Annotated in this window: 12 protein-coding genes and 1 riboswitch; of the genes, 1 reads left to right on the forward strand and 11 read right to left on the reverse strand. The window is 72.4% G+C overall.

Going from position 1 to position 15,321, the window contains the following annotated elements:
- Positions 1-18: 18 nt before the first annotated feature.
- Positions 19-714 carry a GntR family transcriptional regulator gene (locus tag IEZ03_RS34700; protein WP_184885350.1) on the reverse strand — a complete coding sequence of 232 codons (696 nt, stop codon included), beginning with the start codon at positions 712-714 and terminating at the stop codon, positions 19-21.
- A gap of 105 nt (positions 715-819) precedes the next feature.
- On the opposite strand from IEZ03_RS34700, the gene IEZ03_RS34705 reads away from it, so the two are divergent.
- The gene (locus IEZ03_RS34705) at positions 820-1,971 is read left to right on the forward strand and encodes an acyl-CoA dehydrogenase family protein (protein ID WP_184885352.1); all 1,152 of its coding nucleotides are present in this window, start codon (positions 820-822) and stop codon (positions 1,969-1,971) included.
- A gap of 32 nt (positions 1,972-2,003) precedes the next feature.
- Here IEZ03_RS34705 and glpK read toward each other — a convergent pair whose 3' ends face one another.
- The 10 genes from glpK to IEZ03_RS34755 all read right to left on the reverse strand — a co-directional run bounded on the left by glpK (position 2,004) and on the right by IEZ03_RS34755 (position 14,797).
- Positions 2,004-3,530, reverse strand: coding sequence for a glycerol kinase GlpK (gene glpK / locus IEZ03_RS34710; protein WP_184885355.1), 1,527 nt, complete (start codon positions 3,528-3,530; stop codon positions 2,004-2,006).
- Positions 3,531-3,581: 51 nt separating this feature from the next.
- Complete coding sequence (locus IEZ03_RS34715; protein ID WP_184885357.1) at positions 3,582-4,349, reverse strand: IclR family transcriptional regulator; 768 nt, start codon at positions 4,347-4,349, stop codon at positions 3,582-3,584.
- 208 nt (positions 4,350-4,557) lie between these two features.
- Positions 4,558-5,718, reverse strand: coding sequence for an NADH:flavin oxidoreductase (locus IEZ03_RS34720; RefSeq protein ID WP_184885359.1), 1,161 nt, complete (start codon positions 5,716-5,718; stop codon positions 4,558-4,560).
- Between the two features lie 25 nt (positions 5,719-5,743).
- Entirely contained in the window at positions 5,744-6,898 is a 1,155-nt protein-coding gene (locus tag IEZ03_RS34725) for an acetyl-CoA C-acetyltransferase (protein ID WP_184885361.1), read from the reverse strand.
- A gap of 21 nt (positions 6,899-6,919) precedes the next feature.
- Entirely contained in the window at positions 6,920-7,567 is a 648-nt protein-coding gene (locus tag IEZ03_RS34730; RefSeq protein ID WP_184885363.1) for a TetR/AcrR family transcriptional regulator, read from the reverse strand.
- Positions 7,568-7,575: 8 nt separating this feature from the next.
- Positions 7,576-8,352: an SDR family oxidoreductase gene (locus tag IEZ03_RS34735; RefSeq protein ID WP_184885365.1), complete on the reverse strand. Its 777-nt coding sequence runs from the start codon at positions 8,350-8,352 to the stop codon at positions 7,576-7,578.
- Entirely contained in the window at positions 8,349-9,548 is a 1,200-nt protein-coding gene (locus IEZ03_RS34740) for an acyl-CoA dehydrogenase family protein (RefSeq protein WP_132046148.1), read from the reverse strand. Before IEZ03_RS34740 ends, IEZ03_RS34735 begins: the two co-directional genes overlap by 4 nt.
- 24 nt (positions 9,549-9,572) lie before the next feature.
- Positions 9,573-10,847 carry a glycosyltransferase gene (locus IEZ03_RS34745; RefSeq protein ID WP_184885367.1) on the reverse strand — a complete coding sequence of 425 codons (1,275 nt, stop codon included), beginning with the start codon at positions 10,845-10,847 and terminating at the stop codon, positions 9,573-9,575.
- Positions 10,831-13,719 (reverse strand): bifunctional glycosyltransferase/CDP-glycerol:glycerophosphate glycerophosphotransferase, encoded by a 2,889-nt coding sequence (locus IEZ03_RS34750; protein ID WP_221480757.1) that lies wholly within the window; start codon positions 13,717-13,719, stop codon positions 10,831-10,833. Before IEZ03_RS34750 ends, IEZ03_RS34745 begins: the two co-directional genes overlap by 17 nt.
- Before the next feature lie 307 nt (positions 13,720-14,026).
- On the reverse strand, positions 14,027-14,797 hold the full coding sequence (locus IEZ03_RS34755; protein WP_229808767.1) for a CHAP domain-containing protein: 771 nt from the start codon (positions 14,795-14,797) through the stop codon (positions 14,027-14,029).
- 11 nt (positions 14,798-14,808) lie between these two features.
- A riboswitch (cyclic di-AMP (ydaO/yuaA leader) is annotated at positions 14,809-14,952 on the reverse strand.
- Between the last annotated feature and the right edge of the window lie 369 nt (positions 14,953-15,321).

Below are 15,321 nucleotides of genomic sequence, written 5' to 3' on the forward strand. Positions count from 1 at the left end.
CCCCTATTCGCGCCCGTCCTATTCGCGCCCGTCCTCCCAGAAGCCCTGGCCCTCCAGGTGGACGACCAGCAGCGTGCCCGCGTGCCGGATGTGGGCGCGCATCGCGTGCCGTGCGGCACCGGCGTCCCCGGCCCGCAGCGCGGCCAGGACGAGGTGGTGGTCGTCCACCGAGGCCTGGGGCCAGCCCTGGATGCTGGAGTAGAAGCGGCGCGGCGCGTACCGAACCACGAGCCGCAGCAGCCAGGCCGTCTTGGGCGAGTCCGCGCACAGGTTGACCACCCGGTGGAACTGGTGGTTCGCCGCCTCGATGGCGTCGGAGTCCCTGGTCTCGGACGCCCGCTCCAGCAGCGCCTGCGTCCGGGCGAGCGACTCCAGCTCCGCCTCGGTGATCTTCTCGGCGGCGCGGGCGGCGAGTTCGCCGGCGAAGTACGCCTGCGCCTCGAACAGGTCCTGGACGTCCTGCCGGGTCAGCGGGGCGGGCATGAAGCCCCGCCGCGGCTCCAGCGTGACGAACCCCTCGCCGCGCAGCGACAGCAGGGCCTCCCGGACGGGCGTGACGCTGATCCCGAGGTCGTCGGCGATCCGTTCGAGGCGCAGGAACTCCCCGTGCCCGACCTGGCCCGACATGATGAGCTCGCGCACGTAGGCGGCGACCTCGTCGCTCAGCTGGCGGCGCCGGCCGAGGGCCCGCCCGCCGGAGGGTGCCACTGTCATCGTCTCCCCCGCACCTGTGTCGTCACATCATGTTGACATCCCGGGCGCGCAAATCAAATATATGAAATGCCCGGGACGGGCACGTGCGGGAGGAGACCGGCAGCAGTGTTCACGCTAAGCGACGAGGAGCGCGCCATCGTGGAGGTGGTCGCGGACTTCGTCGACAAGGAGGTCCGCCCGGTCGCCCGGGAGCTGGAGCACGCGGGAACCTACCCCGCCAACCTCATCGACCGCATGAAGGAGCTCGGCGTGTACGGGCTCGCCGTGCCCGAGCCGTACGGCGACGTCGGGGTGTCCAAGGTGTGCTACGCGCTGGTCACCGAGGAGCTGGCACGCGGCTGGATGACCCTCGCCGGGGCGTTCGGCGGGCACACGGTCGTCTCGCACCTGCTCGCCGTATTCGGCACCGAGGAGCAGAAGGCCCGCTACCTGCCCCGGATGGCGACCGGCGAGCTGCGCGCCACGATGGCGCTGACCGAGCCGTCCGGCGGCTCGGACCTGCAGGCGATGACCACGACCGCGCGGCGCCGCGGCGACCGGTACGTCGTCGACGGCGCCAAGATGTGGATCACCAACGCGCGGATGTCGGGCCTGATCGCGCTGATGTGCAAGACCGACCCGGACGCGTCGCCGCGGCACCGCGGCATCAGCATCCTGCTGGCCGAGAAGGGCCCCGGGCTGGCCGTCTCCCGCGACCTGCCCAAGCTCGGCTACAAGGGCGTGGAGAGCTGCGAGCTGTCGTTCGACGGCTACGAGGCGCCGCTCGGCGCGGTGCTCGGCGGCGAGGAGGGGCGCGGGTTCGCGCAGATGATGCGCGGCCTGGAGGTGGGCCGGATCCAGGTGGCCGCACGCGCGCTGGGCGTCGGACGCGCCGCCCTGGATGACTCCCTGCGCTACGCCCAGGAGCGCGAGGCGTTCGGCAAGCCGATCTGGCAGCACCAGTCCATCGGCAACTACCTCGCCGACATGGCCACCCAGCTGCGCGCCGCGCGGCTGCTCACCCTCGACGCCGCCGCGCGCCTCGACACGGGCGTGCGCTGCGACATGGAGGCGGGCATGGCCAAGCTCTACGCGTCCGAGGCGGCCATGCAGATCGCGCTGAACGCGGTCCGCATCCACGGCGCCGCCGGCTACTCCACCGAGTTCGACATCGAGCGCTACTTCCGCGACGCCCCGCTCATGATCGTGGGTGAGGGGACCAACGAGATCCAGCGCAACGTGATCGTCAAGCAGCTCATCGACCGGAACAGGATCTAGCGCCCCCGGCGTTCCTGCCCGGCGGGGTCCGATCACGGCAGGGCGGCGGGGTCCTCGCCGGCGCGGATCCAGCCGAAGGTGCGCTCCACGGCGCGCTTCCAGTTCTCGTACTCGGCGTCGCGGCGGCCCGGCTCCATGGCCGGGACCCACCGGGCCGCGCGGTGCCAGTTGCGGCGCAGCCCTTCTAGCCCGGCCCAGTAGCCGACGGCGAGCCCGGCGGCGTAGGCGGCGCCGAGCGACACCGTCTCGACGACCATCGGGCGGGCGACCGGCACGTTCAGCACGTCGGCGACCATCTGCATGACGAGGTTGTCGGACGTCATGCCGCCGTCGGCCTTCAGCTCCTTCAGCGCCAGCCCGGAGTCGGCGTTCATGGCGTCCACGACCTCGCGCGTCTGCCAGCCGGTCGCCTCCAGCACGGCCCGCGCCAGGTGCCCCTTGGTGATGTAGGAGGTCAGGCCGACGATGATGCCGCGGGCCTCGCTGCGCCAGTGCGGGGCGAACAGCCCCGAGAACGCGGGGACGATGTAGCAGCCGCCGTTGTCGTCGACCGACCGGGCGAGCGTCTCGATCTCCGGCGCGGTGGTGATCAGCCCGAGCCCGTCCCGGAACCACTGCACCAGCGCGCCGGTGATGGCGATCGAGCCCTCCAGGGCGTACACGGCGGGCTCGTCGCCGATCTTGTAACCGACGGTGGTGAGCAGCCCGTTGTCCGACCGCACCGGCGCGGTCCCGGTGTTCATCAGCAGGAACGCGCCCGTCCCGTAGGTGCACTTGGTCTCGCCCGGGGAGAAGCACGTCTGCCCGAACAGCGCGGCCTGCTGGTCGCCCAGGGCCGCGCCGACGCGGACGCCGGGGAACACGCGGCGGGCCGTGCCGTAGGTCTCGGTGGACGACCTGATCTCCGGGAGCATCGCCTTCGGGACGCCGAAGAAGTCGAGCAGCCCGTCGTCCCAGGACAGCGTGCGCAGGTTCATCAGCAGCGTGCGGCTGGCGTTGGTCACGTCGGTGACGTGGACGCCGCCGTCGGCGCCGCCGCTGAGGTTCCAGATCAGCCAGCTCTCCATCGTGCCGAACAGCACCTCGCCGCGCTCCGCCCGCTCCCGCAGACCGGGCGTGTGGTCGAGCATCCAGCGGACGCGCGGCGCCGAGAAGTAGGTGGCCAGCGGCAGCCCGCTGCGCTCGGTGACCGCCGCGGCGCCGGGGGCGCGGGCCAGCTCGTCCACCAGCGCGCCGGTCCGCATGTCCTGCCAGACGATGGCGCGGCCGATCGGGTCGCCGGTCATCCGGTCCCACAGGACGGTCGTCTCGCGCTGGTTGGCGATCCCGACGGCCGCGATCTGGTCCGCGGACGCCCCGGCCTGCGCGAGCGCCTCGGGCGCGACGCGCTCCAGGTTGCGCCAGATCTCCATGGGGTCGTGCTCGACCCAGCCGGGCCGCGGGAAGTGCTGCCGGTGCTCGCGCTGCGCGACCGCCACCAGCCGGCCGCCGTGGTCGAACAGGATGCACCGGGTCGAGGTCGTGCCCTGGTCGATCGACATCACGAAGCGCTCGGCCACGGCCGGCCTCCTCCCCCGCGGCGGGCGGCGCCGGGGGCCGCCGGCCGGGCGTCAGCGGCGCGCGCCGCCGAGGTCCCGGGAGACCGCCCGGGCGGCGTCGCACACGAACGCCACGAGCCTCGGCTCCGGGACGCGGCGGGTGTCGCAGATCCGCTCGACCGGGCCGGAGATCCCGATCGCGCCGACGACCAGGCCCCCGTGCCCGCGGATCGGCGCCGCGACGCCGGCCTCGCCGACCGACAGCTCCCCGGCCTCGGCGGCCCACCCGTTCTCCCGGACGCGGGCCGCGACCCGTGCGAGCTCCTTCGGGTCGGTGATCGTGCCGCGGCAGTACGGCTCCAGGACGGTGTCGCGGACGGACGCCGCCGCGTTGGCGTCGTGGGCGATGAGCGCCTTGCCGAGCGCGGTGGCGTGCAGCGGGAGCAGTGAGCCGACGTCCATGGCCTGGGGCGTGTCGTCGGGGCGGAACACGTGGTGGACGACGAGGACCTTGCCGTCGAGGAAGGTCCCGATGCGGACGGCCTCGCCGCTGCGGGACGCGAGGGCGTCGGCCCAGTTGATGGCGCGCGACCGCAGCTCGTTGACGTCCAGGTACCCGGCGCCGAGGTGCAGCAGCGCGGCGCCGAGCCGGTACTTGCCGGAGCCGCCGTCCTGCTCGACGAAGCCGACGCGCTCCAGGGTGCGCAGGAGACCGTGCGCGGTGCCGCGGGCGAGCCCGAGCGACCTGGCGACCTCCCCGGCGCCGAGCCGGCCCGAACCGGCGGCGAGCAGGCGCAGGATCGCGGCGGCCCGCTCGATCGACTGCACGGGTCCGGGCATGCTCCCGAGGCTAGCCGCGGCCCCGATCCGCCGACAATGTCGGCATTTGCCATGATCACCGTCCCCGCCCCCGAAAATTGCCCGGATTCTGCGATCTGGTGCACAGGGGGAGGGTAACCGCGGCCCGGGAAAGGAGAAAGCGACGATCATCGTCGGCCGCGTCCTGTTATGCCGCCTTCAATGCCGAATTCCCGGCCTGATCTGGCCGTCAGGCCGGGATGACGGGGCAGTGGGTGCCCTTGTAAATCGTGGGGACGCAGCGGTTGCAGTGGATGCACAGGGACGGAGTGGAGGGGTCCGCCGCGATGCGGTTCACCAGGTCGGGTTCGCGGAGGAGCGCGCGGGCCATGGCGACGAACTGGAACCCCTCGGCCATGGCCTTGTCCATGGTCGCGCGGTCGGTGATCCCCCCGAGCAGGACGAGCGGCAGGTCCAGTTCGGCGCGGAACCTGCGCGCGTGTTCGAGCAGGTAGGTGTCCTGGTAGGGGTAGACGCGCAGGAACCTCTTGCCGAACATCCGCATGCCGATCCGCATCGGCAGCTTGTAGCTGGCGGCGAACTCGGGGATGGGCATCTCGCCGCGGAACAGGTACATCGGGTTGAGCAGCGAGCTGCCCGCGGTCAGCGTCAGCGCGTCGACGGTGCCGTCCTCCTGGAGGCGGCGCGCCACGTACAGGCTGTCGTCGATCTCCAGGCCGCCGCGGACGCCGTCGCGCATGTTGAGCTTCGCGGTGATCGCGATGCGGTCGCCGACCTCGTCCCGGACGGCGCGGGCGATGCCGAGCGGGACCTTCGCGCGATTCTCGATCGGCCCGCCGTAGGCGTCCTTGCGCCTGTTGAGCCGGGGGCTGAGGAACGAGCTGGCGAGGTAGTTGTGCCCGAAGTGGATCTCGACCGCGTCGAAGCCGGCCTCGATCGCCAGGCGGGCGGCCTCGGCGTGCGCCCGGGTGATGCGGTCGACGTCCTCGGCCGTGGCCACCTTGGTGAACCGCATGCCGAGCGGGTTGAAGAACCGCCCGGCGGAGATCGCGGGGAGCCGGGTCGAGCTGGCGTCCGCGACGGGTCCGGCGTGCCCGATCTGCGCCGACGCGGCGGCGCCCTCGGCGTGGACGGCGTCGGTGAGCCGCCGCAGGCCCGGCACTGCCTCGGGCCGCATCCAGATCTGCCCGCCCTCCGTGCGCCCCTCGGGGGCGACCGCGCAGTACGCGACGGTCGTCATGCCCACTCCCCCGGCCGCGGGCCGCCGGTGGTACTCGATCAGGTCGTCGCTGACCACCGCGTCGGGCGTCATCCCCTCGAAGGTCGCAGCCTTGATCACGCGGTTGCGCAAGGTGAGCGGCCCTAGCCGGGCCGGTTCGAACACGTCCACGGGCGGACTCCGGGTCTGTCGGGGGTCAGAGGCGTTCGATGACGGTGACGTTGGCCTGGCCGCCGCCTTCGCACATGGTCTGGAGGCCGTAGCGGCCGCCGGTGCGCTCCAGTTCGTGGAGGAGGGTCGTCATGAGGCGGGCGCCGGTGGCGCCGAGGGGGTGGCCGAGGGCGATGGCGCCGCCGTTGGGGTTGGTCGTGGCCGGGTCGGCGCCGGTCTCCTTCAGCCAGGCGAGGACGACCGGCGCGAACGCCTCGTTGATCTCGACGGCGTCGATGTCGCCGATCGTCATGCCGGTCTTCTTGAGGGCGTGCGCGGTGGCGGGGATCGGGGCGGACAGCATCCGGATCGGGTCCTCGCCGCGGGCGGAGATGTGGTGGATGCGGGCGCGGGGGGTGAGCCCGTGGTCCTTGACGGCCTGTTCGGAGGCGATGAGCAGCGCGGCGGCGCCGTCGGAGATCTGGGAGGAGACGGCGGCGGTGAGCCGTCCGCCGTCCACGAGGGTCTTCAGGCCGGCCATCTTCTCCAGGGTGGTGTCGCGGCGCGGTCCCTCGTCGGTGGTGACGCCCTCGTAGGGGACGATCTCGCGCTCGAACCGTCCTTCGTCGATGGCGCGGATGGCGCGCTGGTGCGACTCGTAGGCGAACCGCTCCATCTCCTCGCGGGAGAGGTCCCAGTCGCGGGCGATCATCTCGGCGCCGTTGAACTGCGAGACCTCGCGGTCGCCGTAGCGGCTGGCCCAGCCCTTGGACCCGGCGAAGGGGCCCTGGGTGAAGCCGAGCGGCTCGGCGGCGGTCATCGCGTACGCGATGGGGATCTGCGACATGTTCTGCACGCCGCCCGCGACGACCAGGTCGGACGTCCCGGAGAGGACGGCCTGCGCGGCGAAGTGGACGGCCTGCTGCGACGAGCCGCACTGCCGGTCGACGGTGACGCCGGGGACCTCCTCGGGCAGTCCGGCGGCGAGCCAGCAGGTGCGGGCGATGTCGCCGGCCTGGGGTCCGACGGTGTCGACGCAGCCGAACACGACGTCCTCGACCGCGGCGGGGTCGGCCTTCGTGCGGTCCATCAGCGCGGACAGCACGTGCGCGCCGAGGTCGGCGGGGTGCGCGCCGGACAGGCCGCCGCCGCGCCGCCCGACCGGAGCGCGGACCGCGTCGACGATGTATGCCTCGGCCATGGGGGGGTCTCCTTCGTGGGGCTAGCTCGTGCGTGGTTCCTGGCTCGTGGGTGGGCTCGCCTGGATGCCTTCGAGGAACATGGCGAGGTACTGCTTGGCGATGTCGTCGGCGGACAGCCGCCCGCCCGGCTGGTACCAGTTGGCGGCGACCCAGACTGTGTCGCGGATGAACCGGTAGACGAGGCCCGGGTCGAGGTCGGCGCGGAACGCGCCCTCCCGCACGCCCTGCTCCAGCAGGGAGAGCCACATCTCCTGGAACCGGCGGCGCGACTCGTTCAGGTACTGGAACCGCTCGCTCGTCGCGAGGTGCTTGGACTCGTTCTGGTAGATGACGACGGCGGGCCGGTGCCGGTCTATCGAGCGGAACGACTCGGCGACGATGCCCTCCAGGGTGTCGCGTGCGCTGAGCCCCGCCGCCAGGACGCGCTCGTAGGCGGCCCACATCTCGTCCAGGAAGGTCGACAGGATCTCGTCGGCCATCGCCTCCTTGGAGTCGAAGTGGTAGTAGAGGCTGCCGCCGAGGATGCCCGCGGCGTCGGCCACCTTCCGGACGGTGGTGGCGGAGTAGCCCTGGGAGGCGAACACCTCGGCGGCGGTGGCGAGCAGCTCGGCCCGCCGTTCCGCGCGGGCGGCGGCGGTGCCCTCGGCGTCGCGCCGTCGTGGACTCATGCGTGTTCCTATGCGTGCTGGGATGAGACGGAGACGACCTCGCCCGTCATGTACGAGGAGTAGTCGCTGGCCAGGAAGACGATAACGTTGGCCACCTCCCATGGTTCCGCGTAGCGGCCGAAGGCCTCGCGGCGGGTCAGTTCGTCCAGCAGTTCCTCCGAGGTCACCTTCACCAGGTGCGGGTGCATGGCGAGCGACGGGGAGACGGCGTTGACCCGGACGCCGAACTCGGCGGCCTCCAGCGCGGAGCAGCGGGTGAGGGCCATGACCCCGGCCTTGGCGGCGGCGTAGTGGGACTGCCCCTTCTGCGCCCGCCAGCCGATCACCGACGCGTTGTTGACGACGACGCCGGAGCCCTGGTCCCGCATGATCCGCAGGGCGGCGCGGGTGCAGCGCATGGTGCCGTTGAGCGTGATGTCGAGGACGCGGCTCCACTGCTCGTCGGCCATGTCGACCAGCTCGGCCGTCCCGCCGAGGCCGGCGTTGTTGACCGCGACGTCGATGCGGCCGAAGCGCTCCACGGCGAGGTCGTAGAGGGCCTGGACCTGCTCCTCCGACGTCACGTCGCAGGGCAGGGCCGCGACCCGGCCCGCGCCGAACTCCTTCTCCAGCTCCTGCGCGGACGCGGCGAGCCGCCGCTCGTGCGCGTCGGAGATCAGGACGCGGGCGCCCTCCTCCAGGCAGCGGCGCGCGGTCGCGCCGCCGATCCCGGCGCCCGCCGCCGCGGTGATCACGACGGCGCGGCCGTCGAGGAGGCCGTGCCCGGGTACGTAGGGGGGCGTCATCGGCGTGCCTCTCTGCTCGCGGCCGGTTCACGGGGCAGGCCGAGGACGCGCTCGGCGATGATGTTGCGCTGGATCTCGTTCGACCCGGCGTAGATCGTGTCGGAGCGGGAGAACAGGAACAGCCGCTGCCAGTCGTTCAGGTCGTAGGGCGCGCCGTCGGCGACGAGGCCGGCGGCGCCGAGGACGTCCATCGCCAGCTCCCCCAGTTCCCGGTGCCAGGTGCTCCAGACGAGCTTGGAGATGGACGACTCGGGCCCGGGCGCCCCGGCGGCGATGCCCGCCATCGTCCGCACCGCGTTCAGGCGCATGATCTCCAGGCCCATGTACGACCTGGTCAGCCGGTCGCGCAGCAGCGGGTCGTCGATGGCGCCGGTGCGGCGGGCGAGTTCGGCGACGCCCTCGAACTCGCGGCGGAACCCGACCTGCTGGCCGAGCGTCGCGACGCCCCGCTCGAACCCGAGCGTCGCCATCGCGATCTTCCAGCCGTCGCCGGGCGCGCCCACGATGTTCCCGGCGTCGGTGCGGGCGCCGTCGAAGAAGACCTCGTTGAACTCGGAGGTCCCGGTGAGCTGGACGATCGGGCGGATGTCGACGCCGTCCTGCTTCATCGGGACGAGCAGGTAGGACAGCCCGCGGTGCCGGGCCGACCCGGGCTCGGTGCGGCAGACGACGAAGCACCAGTCCGATTCGAGGGCCAGCGACGTCCAGACCTTCTGGCCGTCGACCGCCCAGTGGCCGCCGCGCAGTTCCGCGCGGGTCTGCACGTTGGCGAGGTCGGAGCCGGCGCCCGGCTCGGAGTACCCCTGGCACCAGAGCTCCTCGACCGCGACGATCGGCGGGAGGAAGCGGGCGCGCTGCTCGTCGGTGCCGAACGCGATGATCGTGGGGCCGAGGAGGTTCTCGCCGATGTGGTTGACCCGGGCGGGGCCGTCCGCGAGCGCGTACTCCTCGTGGAAGATGACCTGCTGCTCGACGGTGGCGCCGCGCCCGCCGTACTCCTCGGGCCAGCCCACGCACGTCCAGCCGGCGGCGGCCATGTGCCGCTCCCAGGCGAGCCGCTCCTCGAACGCCTCGTGCTCGCGGCCGGGGCCGCCGAGCCCGCGGGCGTGGGCGAACTCTCCCGACAGGTTGGCCTCGAGCCAGTCGCGGACCTCGGCGCGGAACGCCCGGTCCGCCGGGGAGTCGTTCTCTGTCACGCCGCGCACTCTACCAAACAGTTGTTAGAAAGAATCGCCCCCCAGCGCGGGCGCGGCCGCGCGCTCCGCCACCGGTCCGGAGGCGTGCGACGGCGCCCGCACGGGCCGCCTGCCCACGGCCCGCTCCACTGGGACGGACGGCAGATCGCGGTGGAGGAGATCGAAGAGCCGGTCCCATCTGGCGAGGACCGCACTCGGATCGAAGCGAGCGCCCGACGCGCGGGCCTCCGCACCGAGTGCGCGGCGCAGCGCCGGGTCCTCGATGAGGCGCTCCAGCTCCCGCGCGAACGCGGCGGTGTCGCCCGCGTTGACGAGCACGCCGCCCCGCTCGTCCCCGAGCAGGGCCCGGACGCCCGGCGCGCAGTCGAAGGCGACCGTCGGCAGCCCGTACGCCATGGCCTCCAGCACCGACATCGGGAAACCTTCGGCCCGCGACGGCAGCGCGAAGACCGACGCCTCCACGAGGGCCTCCTCCACGTCGTCGACCACGCCGCGGAACTCCACCGAGCCCGACAGCCCGGCCGTCCGCACCCGCTCGCGCAGGGCCTCCTCGTCCGGCCCGCCGCCATAGATGTGCAGCCGCCAGCGCGGGTGGCGGGGGGCGAGCCGCTCCCACACCTCCAGCATCAGGTCCACGCCCTTCTCGTATGAGAGGCGGCCCACGCAGGCCACGACCGGGAGGTCGAGCGTGGGGTGGACGCTAGGGACGATGTGCAGCGCGTTCGGGATGTAGTCCACGTTCGTCATCCCGTCCCTGGCCCAGGCGTCGGCGTCCTCCTCGGTGAGCACCAGGAAGCGGTCCACACCGGCGTAGTTCTCCTTGACCCGCCGGTACCGGGACGACTTGCGGGTGGCCCAGAACGACTCGTGGCTCATGCCCACCACGCGCAGCCCCGCCGTGTCGGCTCGCCGCACCCACTCCATCGCCCACACCTGCGCCGCGATGACGACCGATCCCGGCCGCGCGGCGGCGAACAGCTCCGACAGCCGGGCGGCGCCTCGCCGCTGCGCCGCCGTCCGCCGCAGATCCCGGCCGTGCGCGAGCAGGTTCAGGCGCTCGCGGCGCCGCCGGGGGCGCCACGCCATCGCGGGCGACCGCCACTCCCTGTGCAGCACCTCGACGGCGTACGAGCCGTCCCTGCCGTGGTGGTGGCGCTCCGGCCCGCTCGTGATCGCGACGAGGGTGACGCGGTCGCCGCGCCCGGCCAGCAGCCGCGCCATGTGGTGCGCCCAGCGCTGCAGGCCGCCCATCTCGTCGACGTTGTTGCACACGATGAAGACGTCACGCGGTGCGGCCATTCCTCTTCCCCCTGTGGCGTTGCGGTTCTGCGGCCCGGAAGTAGCGGTCCACGACCGCCCGGGCGGCGGTGCCCCGGTCGTGCTCGCCGAAGCGCGCCGCGAAGGCGCGGCGCCGGGCGGCGTGGACGGCCGCCGCCCGGTCCAGCCCGGCGAGCGCCGCGACGAGCTCGGCCCCGGTGCGGGTGATCGGCCCCGGGGCGTGCCGCTCCAGGTCGAAGTAGCCGGTGACGCGGTCCCGGCCGTCCGGCAGGTGCAGCACGATCGGGCGGTCCAGGAGCGCGAAGTCGAACATGATCGAGGAGTGGTCGGTGATCAGCGCGTCGGCGAGCAGCAGCAGCGGGGTGACGTCGGGCACGCTTCCCACGTCCCGCATCACCGTGTGCGAGCCGGGCGGGAGGCTGGCCTGGCACAGGTAGTGGGGGCGGACGAGCAGGACGAACTCGTCCCCCAGTTCCCGCGCGAACACCTCGGGGTCGAGGGGCGGCTTCAGCAGCCGGACCGGGCGGCCCTTCGGGCCCGTCATGAACGTCGGCGCGTACAGGACGGCGCGGCGGGCGTCGGCCAGCCCGAGCGAGTCCCGGAGGGCGGCGACCTCGGCGGCCAGCTCGGAATCTTCCTCCACGCCGTTGACCAGGGGATCGTTGCGCGGGTAGCCGACCGGCAGGAGCTCCGCGCGGACGCCGAGGCCCCCGCACAACGTCTCCTCGTCGTGCCCGGACCGGACGAGGAAGCAGTCGTAGCGATCGACCATCCGCCGCAGCCGCTCCCGCTCCGCGGCGGCACCGCCCTTGAGCCGTGGCTGGTCGAGGCCCATCAGCTTGAACGCCGACCCGTGCCAGGTCTGGATGTAGGTGGTCTCCGGCCGCTTGCGGAGACCGTCCGGATAGCCCTGGTTGTCGATCCAGAACTCGGCCCGCGCGAGCGCCAGGTAGTAGGCCCAGGACCCGCGCTTGACGAGCTCGGCGTCGCGCGGGAATCCATCGGGGGACGACGCGTACGACCACACGGCCCTGACCGGGAGGCCCGAGCGGCGCAGCTCCCGGTAGACGTACTTCGGGTTGTCCGAGTACTGCTTGCCGAGTTGGCTCTCGAACACCGCCATGCCCGTCCGGACCGGCAGCCGGCTCAGCACCCGGTTGAACACCGCGACCTTGGTCTTGCGCGAGGTCAGCGTCCGGCGGGCGCTCCTGTCCAGCCGCCGCAGACGCCGCCAGGCCCGCCGGCCGGCCCGGACCACCGGGACGCGGCGCGCGGCCGCGGCGGCCAGCCGCACCCACGGGCTCTCCGCCTCCAGCGCGAACGCCAGGTGTCCGCCGCCCGTGACGTACGAGCGGAGCCGGCCCCCGGCGAGCCGCGTCAGCCGGGGCCGGACGGGCACCACGACCCCGTCCAGCTTGGGCGACCCTCGGCCTTCGCCCAGCCGGGTGACCACGTCCTCGCCGTCCACCTTGAGGCGGAGCCGGACGTCCCAGACCGGGTCGATGAGCCCGGTCGGCCGGATCGCCGCGACGGGGTCGAACTCGGCCTCCCAGCCGATCCGGTCGCCCTCGTGCCGCAGCCTCGCCCGGATCCGCGCCCTCCGGGATCTCCGCCGCCGGTCGCAGAACTCCAGCGTGCCGGACAGTCCGGCCGGGCCGATCCGGCCCAGCGGGTTCAGCACGTGCCCGGCCATGCGGACGCGGCCTCCCCGCATCTCCAGCTCGGTCACCGTGTTGGCCGGCCGAAGATCCTTCAGGGGGCGCAGATGGAAGCCGAAGTCCGTGACGTCCAGGACGCGGCGGCCGAGGGCGCCGCGGGGCCGGCCCGCGCCCCAGAAGACGCGCCCGTCCCGCTCCACGAGCCGCGCGCGCAGCTCGGGCCGCTTCCCGGGGGCGTACTCCGCGGCCGCTAGCGCCCCGGCGTGGTCCCCCTCGCGCACCAGGTACGCGGCGATGGCGGGCAGCGTGTTGGCCTCCTCGAACACGCGGGGATCGAGCTCCGCCAGGTAGGCGGCCGCGAGCTCCAGGAAGCGCTCCTGGTAGCCGAGGTCGCGGCCGCGCATCTCCCGCATGTAGAGCACCAGGTCGTGGTTGATGAACTTGACGTCCTTGGCCCGTCCCAGCTCGTGGGCGCCGCGCAGCGCGAACAGCATGTCGATGCGCCGGTGGATCTCCAGGCGGTCGGCGAAGTTCGCCAGGTCCGCGCGCCTGTTGGAGATGGAGGGCGCCGGCGTCCGCTCACTGACCAGCCAGTTGTAGACGCGGTGCGGGATCAGCGCCGTCCCGCGCGCCGCCAGGTAGGCCTCGGCGGTGAACAGCAGGTCCTCGTAGTGCAGGTCCTCGACGAACCGGAGACCGTGCTCCTCCAGGAAGGACCTGCGGTACGCCTTGTTGGTCGACAGGGTGTCGTAGAGGAGGCGGGGGTTCTCCTCCAGCGACCCGAACACGGCTCTGCGCCGGTAAAGCCACGGATACCAGGGCCGGACGCGTTCCCGCGCCCCCTCCGGCAGGTCCAGGAAGATCCGGTCGCACCGCCCGGACACCAGGTCGGCGCCGGTGTCCTCGGCGGCGCCGAGCAGGTTCAGGCAGGCGTGCCGGTCCAGCAGGTCGTCGCTGTCGAGGAACATCACGTACCGGCCGGTGGACGCCTCGACGCCCGCGTTGCGCGGCCGGCCGCAGCCGCCGGAGTTGGACGGCAGGTGCACCGCCCGGACGCGACCGGGGTGCGCGGCGGCGATCCGGTCGGCGACCTCCGCCGTGCCGTCGGTGCTCGCGTCGTCGACGATGACCGTCTCGACACCGCCCAGCGACTGCCCCAGCGCCGACGCGACCGCGCGCGGCAGCCTCCGCGCGTCGTTGTAGGCGATCACGACCACACTCAGATCCGGGCGCACTGACATCCCCCCGCGGCTTCGGCTCCGGGAGCCCCCGGACCTCCGGCGAAGGCGCCCGACCCCGGCCTTCCCGCTCGTGGACGCTCCCTTCCAGGCGCCGGTCGGACGCGCGTGCACGGATTCCTTTCCAGGAACGCCGCGCTGAGGTCCAAGAGCGATCAAAGGCTGTCAATGGTTGGCATTACCCGACTTCCGCGGAGGGATGGGGCACCCGGCCCGGGAACGCCAGAAGGCGCCCGGCAGGACTGCCGGGCGCCTTCCGATCGACGCGCAACCGCGTGGAGCACGGACGTGGCCGTGCGGTGGATCAGGCCTTGTAGTCGGGGTATCCGTAACCCACGATCAGGGACTTGCTGCGGACCTTCTTCTCCACCTTGTTGTTGGTGTTGCCCTCGACGGTGCTGACGGTGCCGTTGCCGTTGTCCTTGACGACGATCCCGACGTGGTCGATGGCACCGATGCTGGAACCGCGGTCCCAGTCGAAGAACACGACGGAGCCCGGCTTGGCCTTCTGGCCCCAGCGCCCGGTCTTCTTGAACCAGGAGGCGTGCTGGACCGTGTAGGCGTCCCAGCCCATGTTCTTCACACCGGTCTGGGCGCCGAGCCACGACACGAACATGTTGCACCACTGCGCGCCGTTGTAGGCCTTGACCGAGAACCCGCCGTCACGCTTGGCGGTGGCCTTGGCGTGCGGGGTCGACACGAACCAGTCGTGGTACTTGGTCTGGCCGCCCCGGCCCTCCGAGATGCCGACCTGCTTCTCGGCCAGCTTGATGACCTCGGACGGGTCCACGTCGCGCGGCGGGACCTTGTACCCCATCTTGCGCGCCTCGGCGGCCGAGAGGGCGGTGGAGCCGCTCGACTGGTTCGACTGGTTCGACTGGTTGGAGACGCTCGCCGCGACGGAGCCGTTCTTGGCGGCCGCCTGGGCCGTGGTCTCCGCCGACGCGTCGCCGGCGAGGGGGTTGATGAGCGCGAGCCCGACGGCCCCCGCGAGCACCGCGCCTACGGCGGCGCCGACCGCCTTGTCCTCGGCGGTGATGTGGTCCATGGAAAGTCGATTGAAACGACCGGTCATGCAGGGAATCTCCTTGTCTTCCATGACGCCTACCGGGTTAGCTGACGGATTCGGGCATGGAAGTAGCCCTACGGCGCGACTCGTCGGACGCGCCGATTCACCCCTGGAACCTGGGTCCCCGGCTCCGTGCCGGTCGGATTCGACCGGACGGACTCGGCCTCGCACCGCGGGCGCGGTGCTGACTGTTCGGATTTATCTCAGCGACTGATCTCGGTGAGGGGGCGCGCATCGTCTGGCGCGCATCGCGTGCGGGATCCGCTCCGCGATCCTCGGCCGCGACATGGGCGGCCGGTGGCAACGCATGGGGTGCGCTGCGTGATTCGGATAGAAGGTATCAACGTTCTCAAGGAACGCAAATCGCGGACAAAACACCGTCTTGCCTGCTCAAAGACCTTCCAAGACACCACCAACAGCGTAAGGACCCGATGTCTTCCCGATCACCGGTCGACTGGCCCACAGCCCCTGCCGGCAGGGGCCTCCCGGCACCCCGGGGAAAGGTAAAAGACCCGGGGACGACGAGGGGA

The organism is Actinomadura livida, from assembly GCF_014648675.1.
GTDB classification, from domain to species: domain Bacteria; phylum Actinomycetota; class Actinomycetes; order Streptosporangiales; family Streptosporangiaceae; genus Spirillospora; species Spirillospora livida.